The organism is Castellaniella sp. (genome assembly GCF_049651205.1).
Taxonomy (GTDB): Bacteria; Pseudomonadota; Gammaproteobacteria; order Burkholderiales; family Burkholderiaceae_B; genus Castellaniella.
Map to the genome: position 1 here is coordinate 12713 of NZ_JBASBR010000002.1, position 16710 is coordinate 29422.

The 16710-nt window shown below is 63.0% G+C and carries 13 protein-coding genes; 5 read left to right on the forward strand and 8 right to left on the reverse strand.

Annotated elements, in window-relative coordinates; genetic code table 11:
* Window positions 1-5 precede the first annotated feature (5 nt).
* Window positions 6-209, reverse strand: coding sequence for a lipoprotein (locus tag WA928_RS00265; protein ID WP_424298145.1), 204 nt, complete (start codon window positions 207-209; stop codon window positions 6-8).
* Window positions 209-2656, reverse strand: a complete 2448-nt coding sequence (locus WA928_RS00270) for a penicillin-binding protein 1A (protein ID WP_424298147.1) — start codon at window positions 2654-2656, stop codon at window positions 209-211. Before WA928_RS00270 ends, WA928_RS00265 begins: the two co-directional genes overlap by 1 nt.
* A gap of 177 nt (window positions 2657-2833) precedes the next feature.
* Here WA928_RS00270 and WA928_RS00275 point away from each other — a divergent pair, with 177 nt between their 5' ends.
* From WA928_RS00275 to WA928_RS00290, 4 genes are read left to right on the forward strand one after another with little or no spacing between them, the layout of a single operon-like run.
* Window positions 2834-3412, forward strand: coding sequence for a shikimate kinase (locus WA928_RS00275; protein WP_424298149.1), 579 nt, complete (start codon window positions 2834-2836; stop codon window positions 3410-3412).
* A gap of 12 nt (window positions 3413-3424) precedes the next feature.
* Window positions 3425-4504, forward strand: coding sequence for a 3-dehydroquinate synthase (gene aroB, locus WA928_RS00280; protein ID WP_424298151.1), 1080 nt, complete (start codon window positions 3425-3427; stop codon window positions 4502-4504).
* Window positions 4505-4506: 2 nt separating this feature from the next.
* Window positions 4507-5634: a deoxyguanosinetriphosphate triphosphohydrolase gene (locus WA928_RS00285; protein ID WP_424298153.1), complete on the forward strand. Its 1128-nt coding sequence runs from the start codon at window positions 4507-4509 to the stop codon at window positions 5632-5634.
* A 2-nt stretch (window positions 5635-5636) separates the two neighbouring features.
* The gene (locus WA928_RS00290; protein ID WP_424298155.1) at window positions 5637-7166 is read left to right on the forward strand and encodes a CoA transferase; all 1530 of its coding nucleotides are present in this window, start codon (window positions 5637-5639) and stop codon (window positions 7164-7166) included.
* On the opposite strand, the gene WA928_RS00295 is transcribed toward WA928_RS00290, so the two are convergent.
* The 6 genes from WA928_RS00295 to uvrA form a co-directional block, all read right to left on the reverse strand.
* Complete coding sequence (locus WA928_RS00295; protein ID WP_424298157.1) at window positions 7167-8711, reverse strand: tripartite tricarboxylate transporter permease; 1545 nt, start codon at window positions 8709-8711, stop codon at window positions 7167-7169. It abuts the gene before it with no gap.
* Complete coding sequence (locus tag WA928_RS00300) at window positions 8708-9145, reverse strand: tripartite tricarboxylate transporter TctB family protein (protein ID WP_424298159.1); 438 nt, start codon at window positions 9143-9145, stop codon at window positions 8708-8710. Before WA928_RS00300 ends, WA928_RS00295 begins: the two co-directional genes overlap by 4 nt.
* A 22-nt stretch (window positions 9146-9167) precedes the next feature.
* Complete coding sequence (locus WA928_RS00305) at window positions 9168-10148, reverse strand: Bug family tripartite tricarboxylate transporter substrate binding protein (RefSeq protein WP_424298161.1); 981 nt, start codon at window positions 10146-10148, stop codon at window positions 9168-9170.
* A 208-nt stretch (window positions 10149-10356) separates the two neighbouring features.
* Window positions 10357-11778, reverse strand: coding sequence for a sensor histidine kinase (locus WA928_RS00310; RefSeq protein ID WP_424298163.1), 1422 nt, complete (start codon window positions 11776-11778; stop codon window positions 10357-10359).
* Window positions 11765-12448, reverse strand: a complete 684-nt coding sequence (locus tag WA928_RS00315; protein WP_424298165.1) for a response regulator — start codon at window positions 12446-12448, stop codon at window positions 11765-11767. The genes WA928_RS00310 and WA928_RS00315 overlap by 14 nt, the downstream gene beginning before the upstream one ends.
* Before the next feature lie 33 nt (window positions 12449-12481).
* Entirely contained in the window at window positions 12482-15403 is a 2922-nt protein-coding gene (gene uvrA, locus WA928_RS00320) for an excinuclease ABC subunit UvrA (protein ID WP_424298167.1), read from the reverse strand.
* A gap of 78 nt (window positions 15404-15481) precedes the next feature.
* Between uvrA and WA928_RS00325 the strand changes: the two genes are divergently transcribed.
* Window positions 15482-16687, forward strand: coding sequence for an MFS transporter (locus WA928_RS00325; protein WP_424298169.1), 1206 nt, complete (start codon window positions 15482-15484; stop codon window positions 16685-16687).
* Window positions 16688-16710: the final 23 nt, after the last annotated feature.

The following is a 16710-nucleotide window of genomic DNA, read 5'->3' on the forward strand; positions in this document are numbered from 1 at the left end:
AGCGTTCAGGGGTGAGAAGAGGGAAGTGGAGTGGCGTTGGGTCTCTGCGCAGCCGGGCTGATGGCCGGCGGCTGAGTCAGGACGGGATCAACCGGCGGGGGCGGCGTTGCCGGCACCAGCGGACCTTTCATGCCGCAGCCTGCAAGCCCCAGAGCCAATGTCAGGGGGGCAACGCGGGCGGCCAGGCGGGCCACGGAGCAATTAATCATTAAAAGGGCACTCGGACAGGTTGGGGCACGGCCGCTTCGTTGTCGCTGCGGCTGTGCAGTTGATCCAGCAGGGCACCGATGCCGTCCTGGCCGCTGTCGGATGGGTTTCCGGAAAGCGGATCGCCAGGAGCGGGCAGGCCGACGCGTGCGATGGCCACCCCGGGGGGGTATTCGGAGAAATAAAAATCACCGTTGATACGTGACAGGCCACTGGGCATGGGGCCAGGCGGAATCTCGGGCTGGCCTTTAAGGGCCGTGCGCATATAGCCTACCCAGATGGGTAGTGCTGCGCCGCCGCCGGTTTCGCCCTGGCCCATCGATTTGGGCTGGTCGAAGCCCATCCAGGCCACGGCCACCTGCTTGGGCGTAAACCCGGCAAACCATGCGTCCTGAGAATCATTGGTGGTGCCGGTCTTGCCGCCGATATCGTTGCGTTTCAGTTCGCGGTGTGCGCGTGCGCCGGTGCCATAGGTGGCCACGCCGCGCAGCATGTCATCCATCACGTAGGCGGTGCGAGGGTCGATCACCCGGGCCAGCGTATCGCCGGCCACGGTGGGCCGTGCGCGCATGATGACTTTGCCACTGCTGTCCGTGACGTGATCAATCAGGTACGGTGGTACGCGATAGCCACCATTGGCAAAGACGGCAAAACCACCTGCCAGTTGTAGTGGTGTCACGCTGCCTGCGCCCAGGGCCAGCGGCAGCACCGCGGGCTGGCGCGAGCGGTCGAAACCGAAGCGGGTGACGTAATCCTGCACGTATTGCGGGCCCACTGCCTGCATGATGCGAATCGACACCATGTTCTTGGATTTGTACAGGCCCTGGCGCATGGTCAGCATGGGTTCGTAGGCCCGGCCGTAGTTTTTGGGGTTCCAGGCCTTGGAGCCGGTTTGCTCGGCGGTCAGCGAGAAGGGCTCGTCGGAGATCTGCGTGGCAGGGGTCAGGCCGCGCTCGAGTGCCGAGGCGTAGATAAACGGTTTGAAGGACGAGCCTGGTTGACGCCAGGCCTGGGTGACGCGGTTGAATTTGCCTTCTTCGAAGTCAAATCCGCCCACCATCGCCAGGATGCCGCCGTCTTGTGCGCGCACCGATACCAGTGCCGCCTGAATGCTGGGTTTGTTTAAAAGCTCCCAGACATCGTTATCCTGCTTGTGCACATACACCACAGATCCGCGTGAGATGCGTACGGAGTCTTTGGCTTTGGGCCCCAGGCCGCGGGCCACCACCCGCAAAGCGCTTTTGTCGGTGATGGTGATGATCTGTTTTGGGCTGCGTGCCACTTTGACTTCGGTAGGGCTGGCCGAAAGCACGATGCCGGTGAGGAGATCGCCGTTGTCCGGGTATTTTTCCTGGACGGTGTCCAGGATTTCGTTGAAGGCCTCGGGCTGGTTCTCGATGCCTTCGGGCAAATCGATGGTTTCTTCGGGGCCCGGGTAGTAGGCGCGCCGGGTGTAATCCAGCACGCCGTCACGCAGCGATTGGTAAGCGGCTTCCTGATCCACCGAATTGATCGTGGTGTAGATATTGAAGCCGCGCGAATAGATGTCGTCCTGATACACGCCGTACAGCAGCTGGCGGGCCAGTTCGGCCGGGTATTCGCCGTGCACTGCGTAGCGCCCGGTGGGGGTGCCGGCAGCCGATTGGATCACGATCTCTTGCGCCTTGGCCTTCTCGTACTCGGCGTCGTTCAGGTAGCCAAGCTCGTGCATCCGGCCCAATACATAGGCCTGGCGGGATTTGGCGCGATCAAAATTGGCAATCGGGTTAAACCGCGACGGCGCTTTGGGGATGCCGGCCAGCATTGCGGCCTCGGCGGGCGTGATGTCGGCCAGTTGCTTGCCAAAATACGTGCGGCTGGCCGCCGCAAAGCCATAAGCCCGGTGTCCCAGGAAGATCTGGTTCATGTACAGATCCAGAATCTGGTCTTTGCTGAGCGTGGCTTCGATCTTGAAGGTGAGTAGAAGTTCGTAGAACTTGCGCGTGTAAGTTTTTTCGGAGGACAGATAAAAATTACGCGCCACCTGCATGGTGATGGTGCTGGCGCCCTGTGTCTTGGACATGTGCACCACGTTGGCGACGGCTGCGCGCAGCACGCCCGCCCAATCGATGCCGCCATGCTGATAGAAGCGGTCGTCCTCGGCGGCCAGGATGGCCGATTTCATGACGTCCGGGATCTCGTTGAAGCGCAGCACATTGCGGCGCTCTTCGCCAAACTCGCCAATCAGCACGCGGTCGGCCGTGTAGATGCGCAGCGGCACGCGCGGCCGGTAGTCGGTCATCGCGTGGAGGTCGGGCAGATTGGGCCAGGCCAATGCCAGCGCCAGTGTCAGCAAGAGTGCGCCACAGATGCCCAGGCCGGCGCAGAGCACGAACGCCTTCAGGATCAGGCGCGAAAGCCAGGAGCGGGCGGGCGCCTTTTGCTTGGAGGTGGTTTTGGTGGTTCTCATCAGGGGCGATTGTAAGCCCTGGCAGGGGGCCGCCAGGGATGCGGTGTGAGGCGTATGTAACTGGATGCTGCTAAATAGGGGTAGAACCGCCTATGAAGCAGCCTGAAAGGCTGCTGGAAAAATGATTGGGCCAGCCAATGCGATAATACATGCAAACCATTTGTACACCTGTTGCGTATGCTGTCAGAAACCCCGCCTGCCGATGCTCAAGTTGCCCCAAAAGTGGTGCCCTGCCAGGCCTCGCCAATTTTTCTGGTGGGCATGATGGGGGTGGGCAAAACCACCATTGGCCGCCAGCTGGCTGTTGCCCTCAACCGCCAGTTTGTCGACCTGGATCATGCCATCATCGGGCGCTGCGGCGTGCCCGTGGCCACCATCTTCGACATCGAAGGCGAGGCCGGGTTCCGTCGTCGCGAAACCACGTTGCTGGATGAATACACCCGGATGCCCGGCCTGGTGCTGGCCACCGGAGGGGGCGCGGTGCTGGCCCCCGAAAACCGCGAGATGCTCAAACGCGGTTGTGTCATTTATTTGCGTGCCGGGGCACAAGAGCTCTATCGCCGGGTTGCCCGAGACCGCAGCCGGCCCCTGCTGCGTACGCAAGACCCCCGCCAACGCATCGCTCAGCTTCTCCAGCAGCGCGAACCCCTTTATGATGAAGTGGCTGACATCTGCCTGGACACGGCCGACCAACCCGTGCCGCAGTTGGTGCACACACTGGTGGCCCGGCTGGCCGAGCACTCCATCACTTTCTAATCCGGTATGGCCATGCAAACACTAGACGTCCGCACACCCGGCGGCAACTACCCCATCCACATTGCTCATGGCCGCCTCGATGCCCTTGCTCAGGTCATCCCGGCTGATGCCACTGCCATAGCCGTGGTAACCAATGTCACGGTGTCGGCCTTGTATGGCCCGCAGGTGCGTGCAGCGCTTGCGGCCACCGGCAAGGCCTTGCAGTGGATAGAGCTTGCCGACGGCGAAGACACCAAAACCTGGCAAACGCTTAATCAGATCTTTGATGCGCTGCTCGAAGCCGCGCTCGATCGCAAGGCGGTGCTGGTGGCCCTGGGGGGCGGCGTCATTGGCGACATGTGTGGCTTTGCAGCGGCCTGCTATATGCGTGGCGTGCGGTTCATCCAGGTGCCCACCACCTTGCTGGCACAGGTGGATTCCTCGGTGGGTGGCAAAACGGCCATCAACCACCCGCTGGGCAAGAACATGATTGGTGCGTTTTATCAGCCCCAGGCCGTCGAAATCGACCCCTCCGTGCTGTCCACCTTGCCGGCGCGCGAGATTTCCGCCGGCCTGGCGGAAACCATCAAGTACGGCATGATTGCCGATGCGCAGTTTTTCGACTGGTGCGAAACCAACGTGCAGGCGTTGCGCCAGCTGGACGAAGCCGCCATCATCTACGCCGTCCAGCGTTCGTGCCAGATCAAAGCCCAGGTGGTGTCGCAAGACGAGCGTGAATCCGGCCTGCGTGCCATCCTTAATTTTGGTCACACCTTCGCCCATGCTATTGAATCCGGCTTGGGATACGGCCAATGGCTGCATGGCGAGGCCGTGGGCTGCGGCATGGTGCTGGCCGCGCAATTGTCGGTACAGGTGTGTGGGCTGGATCCCACCGTGGCCGATCGTATCCGCGATTTGGTGGCTGCCATCGGCTGCCCCGTGCAGGCCCCCAAACTTGGGCCTGAGCGCTGGTTTGAGCTGATGCGGGTAGATAAAAAGACCGAAGGCAGCCATATCCGTTACGTGCTGCTGCCGCAGTTGGGGCAGGCCACCCTGCAAGCAGTGGACGATACCCTGGTGAGGCCGCTGCTGGCCCAAGAGATCAAGGTCTGATCATGGCAACCCTGGCACCTTACGCTTGTCATGCAGAGCACACCCGGGGCCGCCGTTACACCGAGGCCCCGCCCCAGGGGCGCAGCGCGTTTCAGCGCGACCGCGATCGCATTGTGCATTGTTCCGCGTTTCGGCGCCTCGAATACAAAACCCAGGTGTTTCTCAATCACGAAGGCGATCTTTTCCGCACGCGGCTTACCCACAGCATCGAAGTTGCCCAGATTGCCCGCAGCCTGGCACGCAATCTGGCTGTCAACGAAGACCTCATCGAGGCCATGGCGCTGGCCCACGACCTTGGCCACACGCCGTTTGGACATGCCGGCCAGGATGAGCTCAATGCCTGCATGCAATCGCTGGCGCCCCAGGCGGGTGGCTTCGAGCACAACCTGCAAAGCCTGCGGATTGTCGACGAGCTCGAAGAGCGTTACGCCGGTTTCAACGGCCTTAACCTGTGCTTTGAAACCCGCGAGGGTATCCTCAAGCATTGCTCGCGGCGCCATGCGCGCCTGTTGGGGCCGGTGGCGGCGCGGTTTCTGGATGGCACGCAGCCCTCGCTTGAGGCCCAGCTCACCAACCTGGCAGACGAAATCGCCTACAACAACCACGATATCGACGATGGCGTGCGCTCGGGCCTGATCACCGTGCAGCAGTTGCTGGAATTGCCCATTTTTGCGCAGCACCACCAGCAGGTATGCCATCAGTATCCCCAGGCCGAGGGCAAACGTCTGCTGTCTGAAGTCATCCGTGCGATGATCAACACCCTGGTGCAGGATCTCACCCGCACCACGGCTGCGCGCATTGCCGCCCTCAAGCCCGATTCGGCCGATGCCGTGCGGGCAGGCCCTTCGCTGGCGGCTTTTTCGAATGATCTGCGTGCCCAGGCAGATGCACTCAAGAAATTTTTGCTCGATAACCTGTATCGCCACGCCCAGGTGATGCGCATGACCAATAAAGCGCGGCGCATCGTCCGGGATCTCTTCACCGCATTTTTGGATGATCCTCGTCTGCTGGCCGGCGAATACCAGCGCGACGACCCCATCGAGCAAGCCCGCGCCATTGCCGACTACATCGCCGGGATGACCGACCGCTACGCCATCCGCGAGCACCACAACCTGTTTCGCATGGATTAACCATGAAAGCCCCCGCCTGTCCCAGCCTGCGCGATGCCTGGCTACAGGCGTTTCTGGATGCGCTGGGAGCCTCGCCTGCCGCGCATCAAGCGGCCTGCCACATTCAGTGGCACGGCCAGGGGGCGCTGGCTTCTGCTTATCCCGTCACCGATCTGGCCTGCGCCAGCATGGCGGCGGCAGCCTGTGTGCTGGCCGGCCACATGTCATCTTCGTTGGTATCGACTGGCCCGGCCGGTGGTACGCAGCCTGCGCCGCCCTCGGTGCAAGTGGATGTGGCCCTGGCCTCGGCGTGGTTTGGCTATACCTTGCAGCCCGTCGGCTGGCAGATCCCCAAAGTGCGTGATGCCGTCACCGGTGATTACCGCACCCGTGACGGCTGGATCCGCATCCATGCCAATGCCGCCCATCACCGGGCGCGTGCCTTGCAGGTGTTGGGCTTGGGTGCCGATGCTACCCGCCAGGCAGTGGCTGCACAGGTGCAGCGCTGGCAGGCCTTGGCACTCGAAGACGCCCTGGTGCAGGCAGATGCCTGCGCGGCCGCACTGCGCACGCCGCAGGCCTGGGCTCAACATCCACAGGGGCTGGCGGTGGCTGCCGAGCCCCTGGTGCATTATCTGCCAGGCTTGCCGCTGCCCGGATCATCCCCGTCGCCTGCTGCTGTGCGCTCCGTTCATGTCCCCCTGGATCCCTTGCGTCCGCTGGCGGGCTTGAGGGTACTGGATCTGACCCGCGTACTGGCCGGGCCCGTGTGCACCCGCTGGCTGGCGGCCTACGGTGCGCAGGTGCTGCGCCTGGATCCCGTCGGCTGGGAAGAACCCGGCATGGTGCCCGAAGTCACCGTGGGCAAGCGTTGTGCGGCGCTCAATCTACGCGATGCCGCTGGACGGGCGCAGTTTGTTCAGCTGCTGGCACAAGCCGATGTGCTGGTGCATGGGTATCGGCCGGATGCGCTGGAGCGCCTGGGGTTGGGGACGTCGGTGCGTCAGCGGATTCGCCCGGGTCTGGTGGATGTCAGCCTCAATGCCTGGGGCTGGACAGGGCCCTGGCGTGGCCGCCGAGGCTTTGACAGCCTGGTGCAAATGAGCACTGGTATTGCCTGGCCGGCAAGCGGCACGGCGGCCGCAGAGCCCCCGGCCGGGCATTTGGCACAGGCCATGGCCCAGGGCGATGGAGCGAGGCCTGATCCTGCGGGGTGCACGCCTGCCCCCCTGCCAGTACAGGCGCTGGATCAATCGGCGGGCTACTGGATGGCCGCCTGCGTGATGCAGGGCCTGCAGCAGCAGGCGGCTGGGCAGGGCAGCGTATGGCGCGTATCGCTGGCGCGCATGGCTGCCTTGTTGGCCAGTGGTCGTGTGGCCGAAAAAAAACCGGCCCTTGGGCCGGTGCCGCTGGATGCGGCGCACACGCGTGCAGAAGACACTGAATGGGGGCCGGCTCGCCGCCTTTTGCCCCCGTGTGTGGTGGGTGAGGCCACCTGGCACTGGGATGGGCCGGCTGGCCCGCTGCGCCGCCATCCGGCCTTGTTTCCCTGATTACTCTTCGCCTTCCAGCGCGGCTTGTGCGCTGGCCGACAGCTTGCCTTTGGACCGGCGGCGCATGATCGGCGGGATGATCACGATGGCCAGGGAGACGATCCACAGGCCGATGGCAATCGGGCTGCCCCACAGGATGGAGAGCTCGCCATTGGTGATGGACAAGGCCCGGCGCAGGTTTTGCTCCATCATATTGCCCAGCACCACGCCCAGTACCATCGGGGCCATCGGGATGCCGCCCTTGCGTAGCAGGTAGCCGATCAGGCCCAGTATCGCTGCCATGGTGAGATCAAACGTGCCGGCATTGATGGCATACACGCCGATGTAACTGATGCACAGGATGCCCGGTACCAGTAGCCAGTTGGGTAGCGCCAGCACTTTGGAGAACACCCGCACCATCGGGATGTTCATCAGGAACAACATCACGTTGGCGATAAAGAGCGATGCCACCAGGCCCCAGACCAACTCGGGCTTGGTGTCAAACAGCACGGGCCCAGGGGTGATGTTGTACAGCGTCAGGGCGCCCATCATCACGGCTGTGGTGCCCGAGCCCGGCACCCCCAGGGTAAGCATGGGCACAAAAGAGCCCACCGCCGCCGCCGTGGAGGCTGCCTCGGGGGCCGTCACACCGCGCAGATCGCCTTCGCCAAAACAGGCATTGGGATCGCGCCCTTCTTGGTAGCGCTTTTCGTTGGAGTAGGCCACCGCAGAGGCCACACTGGCGCCCGCGCCCGGCAGCACGCCAATAAAGAAGCCCAGCAAAGAACCGCGCAGCACCGTCCATTTGGTGTAGAGCAGCTCTGTCATGTTGAACAGCTTGCGCGTGCTGGGAGGCACATCCGGGTTTTCGCCGCGCACGGCGGATTCCAGCAGCTCAAGCAGCTCGGCAATGGCAAACAGGGCAATCACCACCACCACGAAGTCGATGCCGTCAAAGAGGTGCACGGAATCAAAGGTGTAGCGGTACACGCCCGAGTTGGCGTCCACCCCCACGGTGGCAATGGCCAGGCCCAGCATGGCCGACAACGTGCCCTTGACAGGTTGGCGCCCCAGCAGGCTGGTGAGACAGCAAAATGCAAATACGATCAGGACAAAGTACTCGGCCGGGCCAAAGGCCAGCGCCCAGCGTGCCAGCAAGGGGGCCAGCACAATCACACCGATGGTGGCTGCCAAAGAACCGCAAAACGCCGACCAGCCCGACAGCGACAGCGCCACATTGGCCAAACCTTTGCGTGCCAGCGGATAGCCGTCGAGCGTAGTCATGATGGCACTGGCTTCGCCTGGCACATTGATGAGGATGGCGCTGATGCGCCCGCCGTATTCGGCGCCCACATACACGGCCGCCAGCAAGATCAAGGCGGTTTCCGGGGGCAGGTTCAGGGCGTAGGCGATGGGGATCAGCATGGCTACGCCGTTGATGGGGCCCAGGCCCGGCAGCACACCCACCATGGTGCCCAAAAAGGCACCCAGGGCTGCCACCAGCAGGTTCATCCACGAAAACGCGACATCGAAACCGATGCTGAGATGATCAAAAATCTGGCTCATAGCAGAGACTCCAGCGGGCCCAGGGGCAGCACCACATCCAGGGCACGGTCGAACAAAAGGAAAAACAGCACACCCATCAGCACACCGCCAATCGCCAGTTTTCCCCAGGTGCCGCCAAACAGGCGGCCAATGAGCACGGTGACAATGGCCGTGGCGAAGATAAAGCCCAGCGTCTCGAACAGCATCGCGTAGCCAAAGATGTACACCATCATCAGCAGCAGGCGTGGCCAGTCGATGTGCTTGCCATGGCTGTGTTCGTGCCAGTGCTTGTACATCAGCCAGGCACCGCACAGGGCAATGATCAGGGCGATCAGCATGGGAAACGCCCGCGGCCCCACGGGTTCGTAGGAAAATGGGGCCTGCAGGTCGTGGCCGAACCACGCCATCAGGCCGGCAAAGATCAGGGCAAAAAAGCCCACAGTACGATCACTCATGGCGAAGTCCGGTATAGATGGTTTATTTACGAATCAGGCCAAACTCGTCGGCCAGCTTGGTGTAGTCGGCCACACGCTCTTTGATGTATTTATCCAGCTCGGCGCCCGACTTGTTGAACGGGAACAGGCCTTGCTTGTCGCGGATGGCCTCGAATGAGGGGTCGGCCTGCGTTTTATTGAAGGCATCCACCCACCATTGGTAATCGGCATCCGATACCTTGGGGCCTACGTAAAAGCCGCGGATGATGGGCCACTGGATGTCAAAGCCTTCTTCCTGTGCGGTGGGCACTGAAGACAGCTTGCCCGGCAGGCGGTGGTCGGCAAACACGGCCAGCACCCGGATGGGGGCGCCGCCTGCCAGCATCGTGAAGGCTTCGGCGGCATCACCCATATAGGCCTGGATATGGCCGCCACGCAGGGCGGTCAGGGCGTCGCCACCGCCTTCAAAGGCCACAAAGCGCATCTTGCGGTAATCCACCCCGGCTGCGCGCGCCGTCAGCGCGGCTTTCATCCAGTCTTGGCTGCCCACGGTACCGCCGGCGCCCAGCACAATCTTGGTGGGGTCCTGCTTGAAGGCCGCCATCAGTTCTTTCAGATCCTTGTAGGGGGCATCATCGCGCACCACGGCCACGCCGTAATCAGAGCCCACGGCTGCCAGCCAGCGCACATCATTCACGCTGTAGCGGCCAAACTTTTTCTGTGCCAGGTTCAGCAAAGAGCCGCCGGAAAACGCGATGATTGAATTGGGGTCGTCGGGTTTCTGGGCAATCACGTGGTTGTAGGCCACCGCGCCAATGCCACCGGGCATGTACACAATACGCATGGGCTCGGTCAGTGCACCGGAGGCTTTCAGGCCTTCCTGTGCAAGACGGCAGGTGAGGTCAAAGCCGCCGCCGGGGTTGGCCGGCGCAATGCATTCGGGTTTGGACGGGGCTGCCGAGACGGCCATGCCCAGCGACAGCAGGGCGCCGCCCAACAGCAACGTTACAGATCGGGGTGTCATGATGAAAGTCTCCTGTTTTAGGCTTGAAGTCACCGGTCGTCAGACACAGACACAACCGGATATCCTTCGCACCTTAAAGAGCCGAGGCTTTCCATTAGCTTTCAAAATTGCACAAATACGGGATAACCCCGATCTATCGCCCTTTTAAATGTATGGATTATCCTGGCGCGCCAAGAAGCGTGCCGTGGGCGTGCCGGGCGGGTTTGCGTCAGGCGCCGGTGCCGGGTTCTGGCAGCGGAAATACCAGTGCCACTTCGCACCCCGGGTGGGTGTTGCGGATGCGCAGCTGTCCGCGATGCTGCAGCAAAATCGTGTGCACGATGGCCAGGCCCAGGCCTGCGCCATGGCTGCCTTTACCCGCTTGCCCGCGCCTGAAACGGCGTCCGGCCTTGCGGATATCCGCCTCGCTCATGCCCGGGCCGGTGTCCTGCACGGCCAGGATCACGGCGTCAGCGGTGTGCTGGATGCGCAAAGTGATGGTGCCACCCACCGGTGTGTACTGGATGGCGTTGTCTGTCAGGTTTTGCAGGGCTTCGCGCAGCAACCAGTCGGCGCCCTTTACCTGGGCGTTCAGCTCGGCGCCTTCCAGCGCCAGGGTTTGATGTTTTTGGCGGGCCAGGCCGTACATCTGGCGGATCACATCCTGGGCCAAGGGCGTCAGCGCCACGGCCCGATGCGGCTCGGCCTGGGCCTCGGATTCTTGTGCGCGGGCCAGGGCCAGCAGCTGTGCCGCGGTGCGTTGTGCCTGGCTCAGCCCCCGGCGCATCGCCAGCAAGGCCGTGCGCGCCTCGGCGGGGTCGGATTCGCGCAGGGCGTAATCCAGCTGGGTGTTTAACACCGCCAGGGGCGTGCGCAGCTGATGCGAGGCATCATCCAGAAATTGTCTTTGGCGCCGGGCTTGTCGGGCGTGGCGCGCCACGTGCTGGTTTACCGCGTTGACCAACGGCTGCACTTCGCGCGGCAGTTCGGGGGCCAGGATGGGGCTCAGGTCGTCGCTGCGGCGGGTTTTCAGCTTGCGATACAGGCGTGTCAGGGGCCGCAGGCCAATCAGCACGCCAAAAAAGATCAGTGCAGAAGACACCAGCACCTCGACGACATCGCGCACCACGCTGCGCAGCATCGAGTCGCGGATCACCGCATCGCGCCCGGTGCGGTCTTCGCCCACCATCACGATCACCCGGCCGTCGGGCTGCCCGGCCAAGGGTGGGTTCATGGGCCGTGCCATGGCGGCAATGCGCACGCTGGTGCCCAGGTAGCTGCGGTCGTAAAACACCGGCACCCCCGACACCAGTGCCTCATCGGGCAGCGGCAGTTGCTGGTTGCCGATGTCGGCCAGCAGGTCTTCGGTGAGGATGCGGTAGTACACCGTGTTGTCGGCGGTCAGCTCAAAGAACTCCAGCATCAGGTATGGCAGTTCTACCGACAGCCCGCCGCTGTCCGTGGAAATATTGTGGTTGATGGCACGCAAGGCCCCCACCAGCGAGCGGTCGTAAGCCAGGTCGATCTGTGTATGCAATTGGTGGCTGGAATACCACAGGGCAAGGCTTAATACCGCCACTTGCGCCGGGATCAGAATCCACAGCAGCAGGGCCCGCAGGCTATGGGCGCGGGCCGGTTTAGTGGGGTGCATCGGATAGGGGCTCGAGGCAATAGCCCATGCCGCGCAGCGTCACAATCTGCACCTGGGTGTTGGCCAGTTTCTTGCGCAGGCGGTGGATCAGCACCTCGATGGCCTCAAGGTTGATGCTGGTGTCGTCCGGGCTGATGCGATCCAGCATTTGTTGCTTGGTCACTGGCTCTCCCGCCTTTTGCATCAGCACTTTCAGGGCCGAGAACTCGCGCGGCGACAAGCCCAGCGGCTGATCGTGGTGCAAAAACCGCTGGCTGCCGATATCCAGCACCAGGTCGCCCAGCATCCAGCGCGGGTGCTCGCGCCCTCGGCTGCGGCGAATCAGCGCGTGCAGACGGGCTTCAAGTTCTTCGATGGCGAAGGGTTTTTGCATGAAATCATCGGCGCCTTCGTGCAGCGAGTCGATGCGCTCGGACATCGCGTCGCGTGCCGTCAGCACCAGCACCGGGCAGCGGTTGTCGCGCGCCCGCAGACGGTGCAGGAACTCGTGGCCGTTCATGCCCGGCAAGCCCAGATCCAGGATGATGGCGTCAAATTCTTCTACCCGCAGGCGGCGTTCGGCCAGCTCGGCGTCGTCGGCCCAATCCACTATAAAGCCACCGTGGCGCGCCAGGCTGCGCGCCAGCCAGTTGGCCAGCTCGGATTCGTCTTCGATCAGGAGAATGCGCATGGTGACGATGATAGGGCGGTGCTGGGGCCTTGCCTAGTGATTGGCCTCGGGATGGGGGTCGTGCTTGTGGCCGGCGTGATGGGCTGTGTTGCCACCCATGTGGCCGGCCAGCAGGGGCTTTAACCAGGCCCCCGTGTAACTGCTGGCCGTGGCGGCGATAACTTCGGGCGTACCCTGGGCCACAATCTGGCCGCCACCCGCCCCGCCTTCGGGGCCCAGGTCGATCACCCAGTCGGCCGTTTTGATCACGTCCAGGTTGTGTTCGATGATCAGCACCGTGCTGCCGGTGTCCACCAGTTGCTGCAGCACATCCAGCAATACGGCAATGTCATGAAAGTGCAGGCCGGTGGTGGGTTCGTCCAGCACGTACAGGGTGCGATCCGAGCCGCGCCGCGAGAGTTCTTGGGATAGCTTGATGCGTTGGGCTTCGCCGCCCGAGAGGGTGGTGGCGCTTTGCCCCAGGCGGATATACGACAGCCCGACGTCCATCAGCGTTTGCAGCTTGCGCGCCACCGTGGGCACGGCCTGAAACAGGCCCAGCGCCTGGGCCACGGTGAGATCCAGGATATCGCTGATGGAGTGGCCCCGGTAGCGGATGTCCAGAGTTTCGCGGTTGTAGCGCTTGCCCTCGCATACCTCGCAGGGCACATACATATCGGGCAAAAAGTGCATCTCTACCCGCACCATGCCGTCGCCCTGGCAGGCCTCGCAGCGCCCGCCCTTCACGTTAAACGAGAAGCGCCCGGCATCGTAGCCGCGCAGGCGTGCCTCGGGCACTCCTGCAAAGAGCTCGCGGATCGGGGTGAACAGCCCCGTATAAGTGGCCGGATTGCTGCGCGGCGTGCGGCCAATCGGGTTCTGGTCGATGCTGATGATTTTTTCGAAGTGCTCCAGGCCCTGCAATTGATCGAATGGCGCCGCTTGTGTCTGGGCGCGATGCAGGCGTTGGCTGAGTGCCGCCACCAGGGTGTCGTTGATCAGGGTGGATTTACCCGAGCCCGACACGCCGGTGACGCAGCTCAGGCGCCCCACCGGAATGGCCAGATCCACGGATTTCAGGTTATGCCCGCGACAGCCCAGCAGACGCAGCCAGCGCTGCTCTGGCTCGTCGGCCACTGGCCGGCGCACGGGGATCTCGATACGGCGTGTGCCGGCCAGATACTGGCCGGTTAAAGAGTCGGGTTGTGCGGCAATTTGCGCCGGTGTGCCCTGGGCCACCACATAGCCGCCTTGCTCGCCTGCGCCCGGGCCCATGTCCAGTACGTGGTCGGCCGCGCGGATCATGTCCTCGTCGTGCTCGACCACAATCACGCTATTGCCCAGGTCGCGCAGCTGGTGCAGGGTGTCGATCAAGCGGCGGTTGTCGCGCTGATGCAGGCCAATCGAGGGCTCGTCCAGTACATACATCACCCCCGTCAGGCCCGAGCCAATCTGGCTGGCCAGACGGATGCGCTGGGATTCGCCGCCCGACAGCGTGTCGGCGCTGCGATCCAGCGATAAATACCCCAGGCCCACGTTATCCAGAAAATCCAGCCGGGCGCGGATTTCGTGCATGATGCGCTCGGCCACTTCGCGCCGCGCGCCGTCCATATTGGTACGCTGAAACCAGGCACGGCAATCGGCCAGCGACCAGGCTTCAATCTCGTAGATGGCCCGCCCGCGCCGCTCGCCGGGGCCTGGATCGTCGCCCACCAGCACGTGGCGTGCATCGCTGCACAACCGTGCGCCCTGGCACTCGGGGCAGCGGATGGTGTGGCGCAGGCGGTTCAGCTCGTCGCGCACTGCTGTGGAGTGCGTCTCGCGCCAGCGCCGCTCGAGATTGGGGATCACGCCTTCAAAGGTGTGGCGCCGTATCGTGGGTACTCCGCCTTCGCCCAGGTACTGGAACGCGATTTCTTCGTCGCCAGAGCCTTGCAAAATGCGTGTGCGTATCCCGGCATCCAGCGCCTGAAACGGTGTCTCCAGGCTGAAATGATAGTGTTGCCCCAAACTGGCCATCATGGCGTAGCTGAAGGCGTTGCGCCGATCCCAGCCATGGATGGCGCCGGCGGCCAGGCTGAGCTCTGGAAAAGCCACTACCCGTTCGGGGTCGAAGGCATCCACATGGCCCAGGCCGTTGCATGTGGGGCAGGCCCCCACCGGGTTGTTGAAGCTGAACAGGCGGGGTTCAAGCGTGCCCATGCCGCGGGCACACACCGGGCAGGCGTAAGCCGCCGAAAACCCTTGCTCTTTGTTTGAATCCAGATCCAGCACCAGGGCGCGTCCCTGGGCCAGATCCAGTGCAGTCTCAAAACTTTCGGCCAGGCGCTGGCGGCTGTCGGGGCGCACACGTATGCGGTCGACCACCACGTCCAGATCCCATGGCCCCTCCACGGGCTCAGGTACGGCGCTGCCGTCGATAACCTGCATATTGCCGTTGATGCGTACGCGCACAAAACCCAGGGCCTGCAGGCGCTGGCACTCGGCCGGCAGATTGTTGTCGCGCCCGCGTGCCAGCGGTGCCAAAATCGCCAGGCGCGTGCCCTCGGGGCGCGTCAGTACCTGATCCACCATCTGGCTGACGCTTTGCGCCTGCAAGGGCAGATGGTGGTCGGGACAGTAGGGCGTACCGGTGCGGGCATACAGCAGCCGCAGATAATCATGGATCTCGGTGATGGTGCCCACGGTGGATCGCGGATTGTGCCCGGCGGATTTTTGCTCGATGGCAATGGCCGGCGACAAGCCTGTGATGACATCGACGTCGGGCTTGTCCATCATCTGCAAAAACTGCCGGGCATAGGCCGACAGGCTTTCTACATAGCGACGCTGCCCCTCGGCGTATAAAGTATCAAACGCCAGAGACGACTTTCCCGAGCCCGACAGCCCCGTCACCACCACCAGTTGGCGGCGCGGGAGGTCGATCGAGATATTTTTCAGATTGTGGGTGCGTGCACCCCGGATACAGATGGCGTCCATGCCGATAGGGGAGTTCAGGTTCTTAAAAGGCCAACTTGCTACTATAACGCGCAGCCCCTGCTTCTTACGGATCCTCATATGGCCCGATCACCTCGATCTTCTGCTCCACCCCTCAAACTGACGCCCCTCGAGCGGCGCAGCAGCGTGGCTCTGGCCACCCTGTTTGCCGCGCGCATGCTGGGCCTGTTTTTGCTGACCCCCATTTTTGCCGTGGCTGCCCGCACCCTGGTGGGCGGTGATGATCCGGCCCGCGTGGGCCTGGCACTGGGCGCTTATGGGCTTACCCAGGCCGTCATGCAAATCCCCCTGGGCATGGCGTCCGATCGTTATGGCCGGCGGCCCATCATCGTGTTTGGCATGCTGCTGTTTGTGATTGGCGGCGTGATTTGTGCCCTCACCAATGATGTCGATTGGGTCACCGTGGGCCGCGTTATCCAGGGCCTGGGTGCGGTGTCGGCTGCCATCACCGCCTGGATTGCGGACGCCACACGCCCCGAGGTGCGCACCCGTGCCATGGCCATGGTGGGCGGTTCCATCGGGATCTCGTTTGCCTTGTCGCTGGTGCTCTCGCCCATGCTGGTGGGCGAGTTTGGCCTCTCGGGCCTGTTCTGGGCCATCAGCCTGCTGGGTTTTGTGTGTCTGCTGATCGCCATGTTCTTTGTGCCCGAGGTGCCCAAATCCGAAAACGACATCGTGCAGGCCACGCCGCACGATGTGCTGGCTCATCGCGATCTGCTGCGCCTTAACTTTGGTGTTTTTTGTCTGCACTTTATTTTGATGGCCCTGTTCATGGTGGCCCCCGGCCTGCTGGGACGTTTGGGCGGCTTTGATTCGGCCACGCTGTGGCAGGTGTATCTGCCCGTGATTCTGGCCTCGTTTGTGCTGATGGTGCCCGCCGTGTTTTATACCGAGACGCGCAAGGTCCATAAATACGCGCTCGAGTGGTCGGTGCTGGGCCTGGCCGTGGTGCTGGGCGCCTTGCCCTGGCTGATGGATTCGTTTGCCCTGGTGGTGGCCGCGCTCATTGGGTTTTTTGTCTGCTTCAATATCCTCGAGGCCCTGCAGCCGTCGCTGGTCTCGCGTGTGGCGCCACCGGCCTACAAAGGCCTGGCGCTGGGCTTTTACAACACCGCGCAATCGCTGGGTGTGTTTGCCGGCGGCCTTTTGGGCGGCATTTTGGTCGGCCGCAGTGGCCCCTCGATGGTGTTTTGGGTGTGTGCCATGCTGTCTGCGGTGTGGTTGTACACGGCGCGCGGCTTCAAGGATATCAAAGGCGGGCACTAAGGGCACCGGCGGCAGGCGTTGCC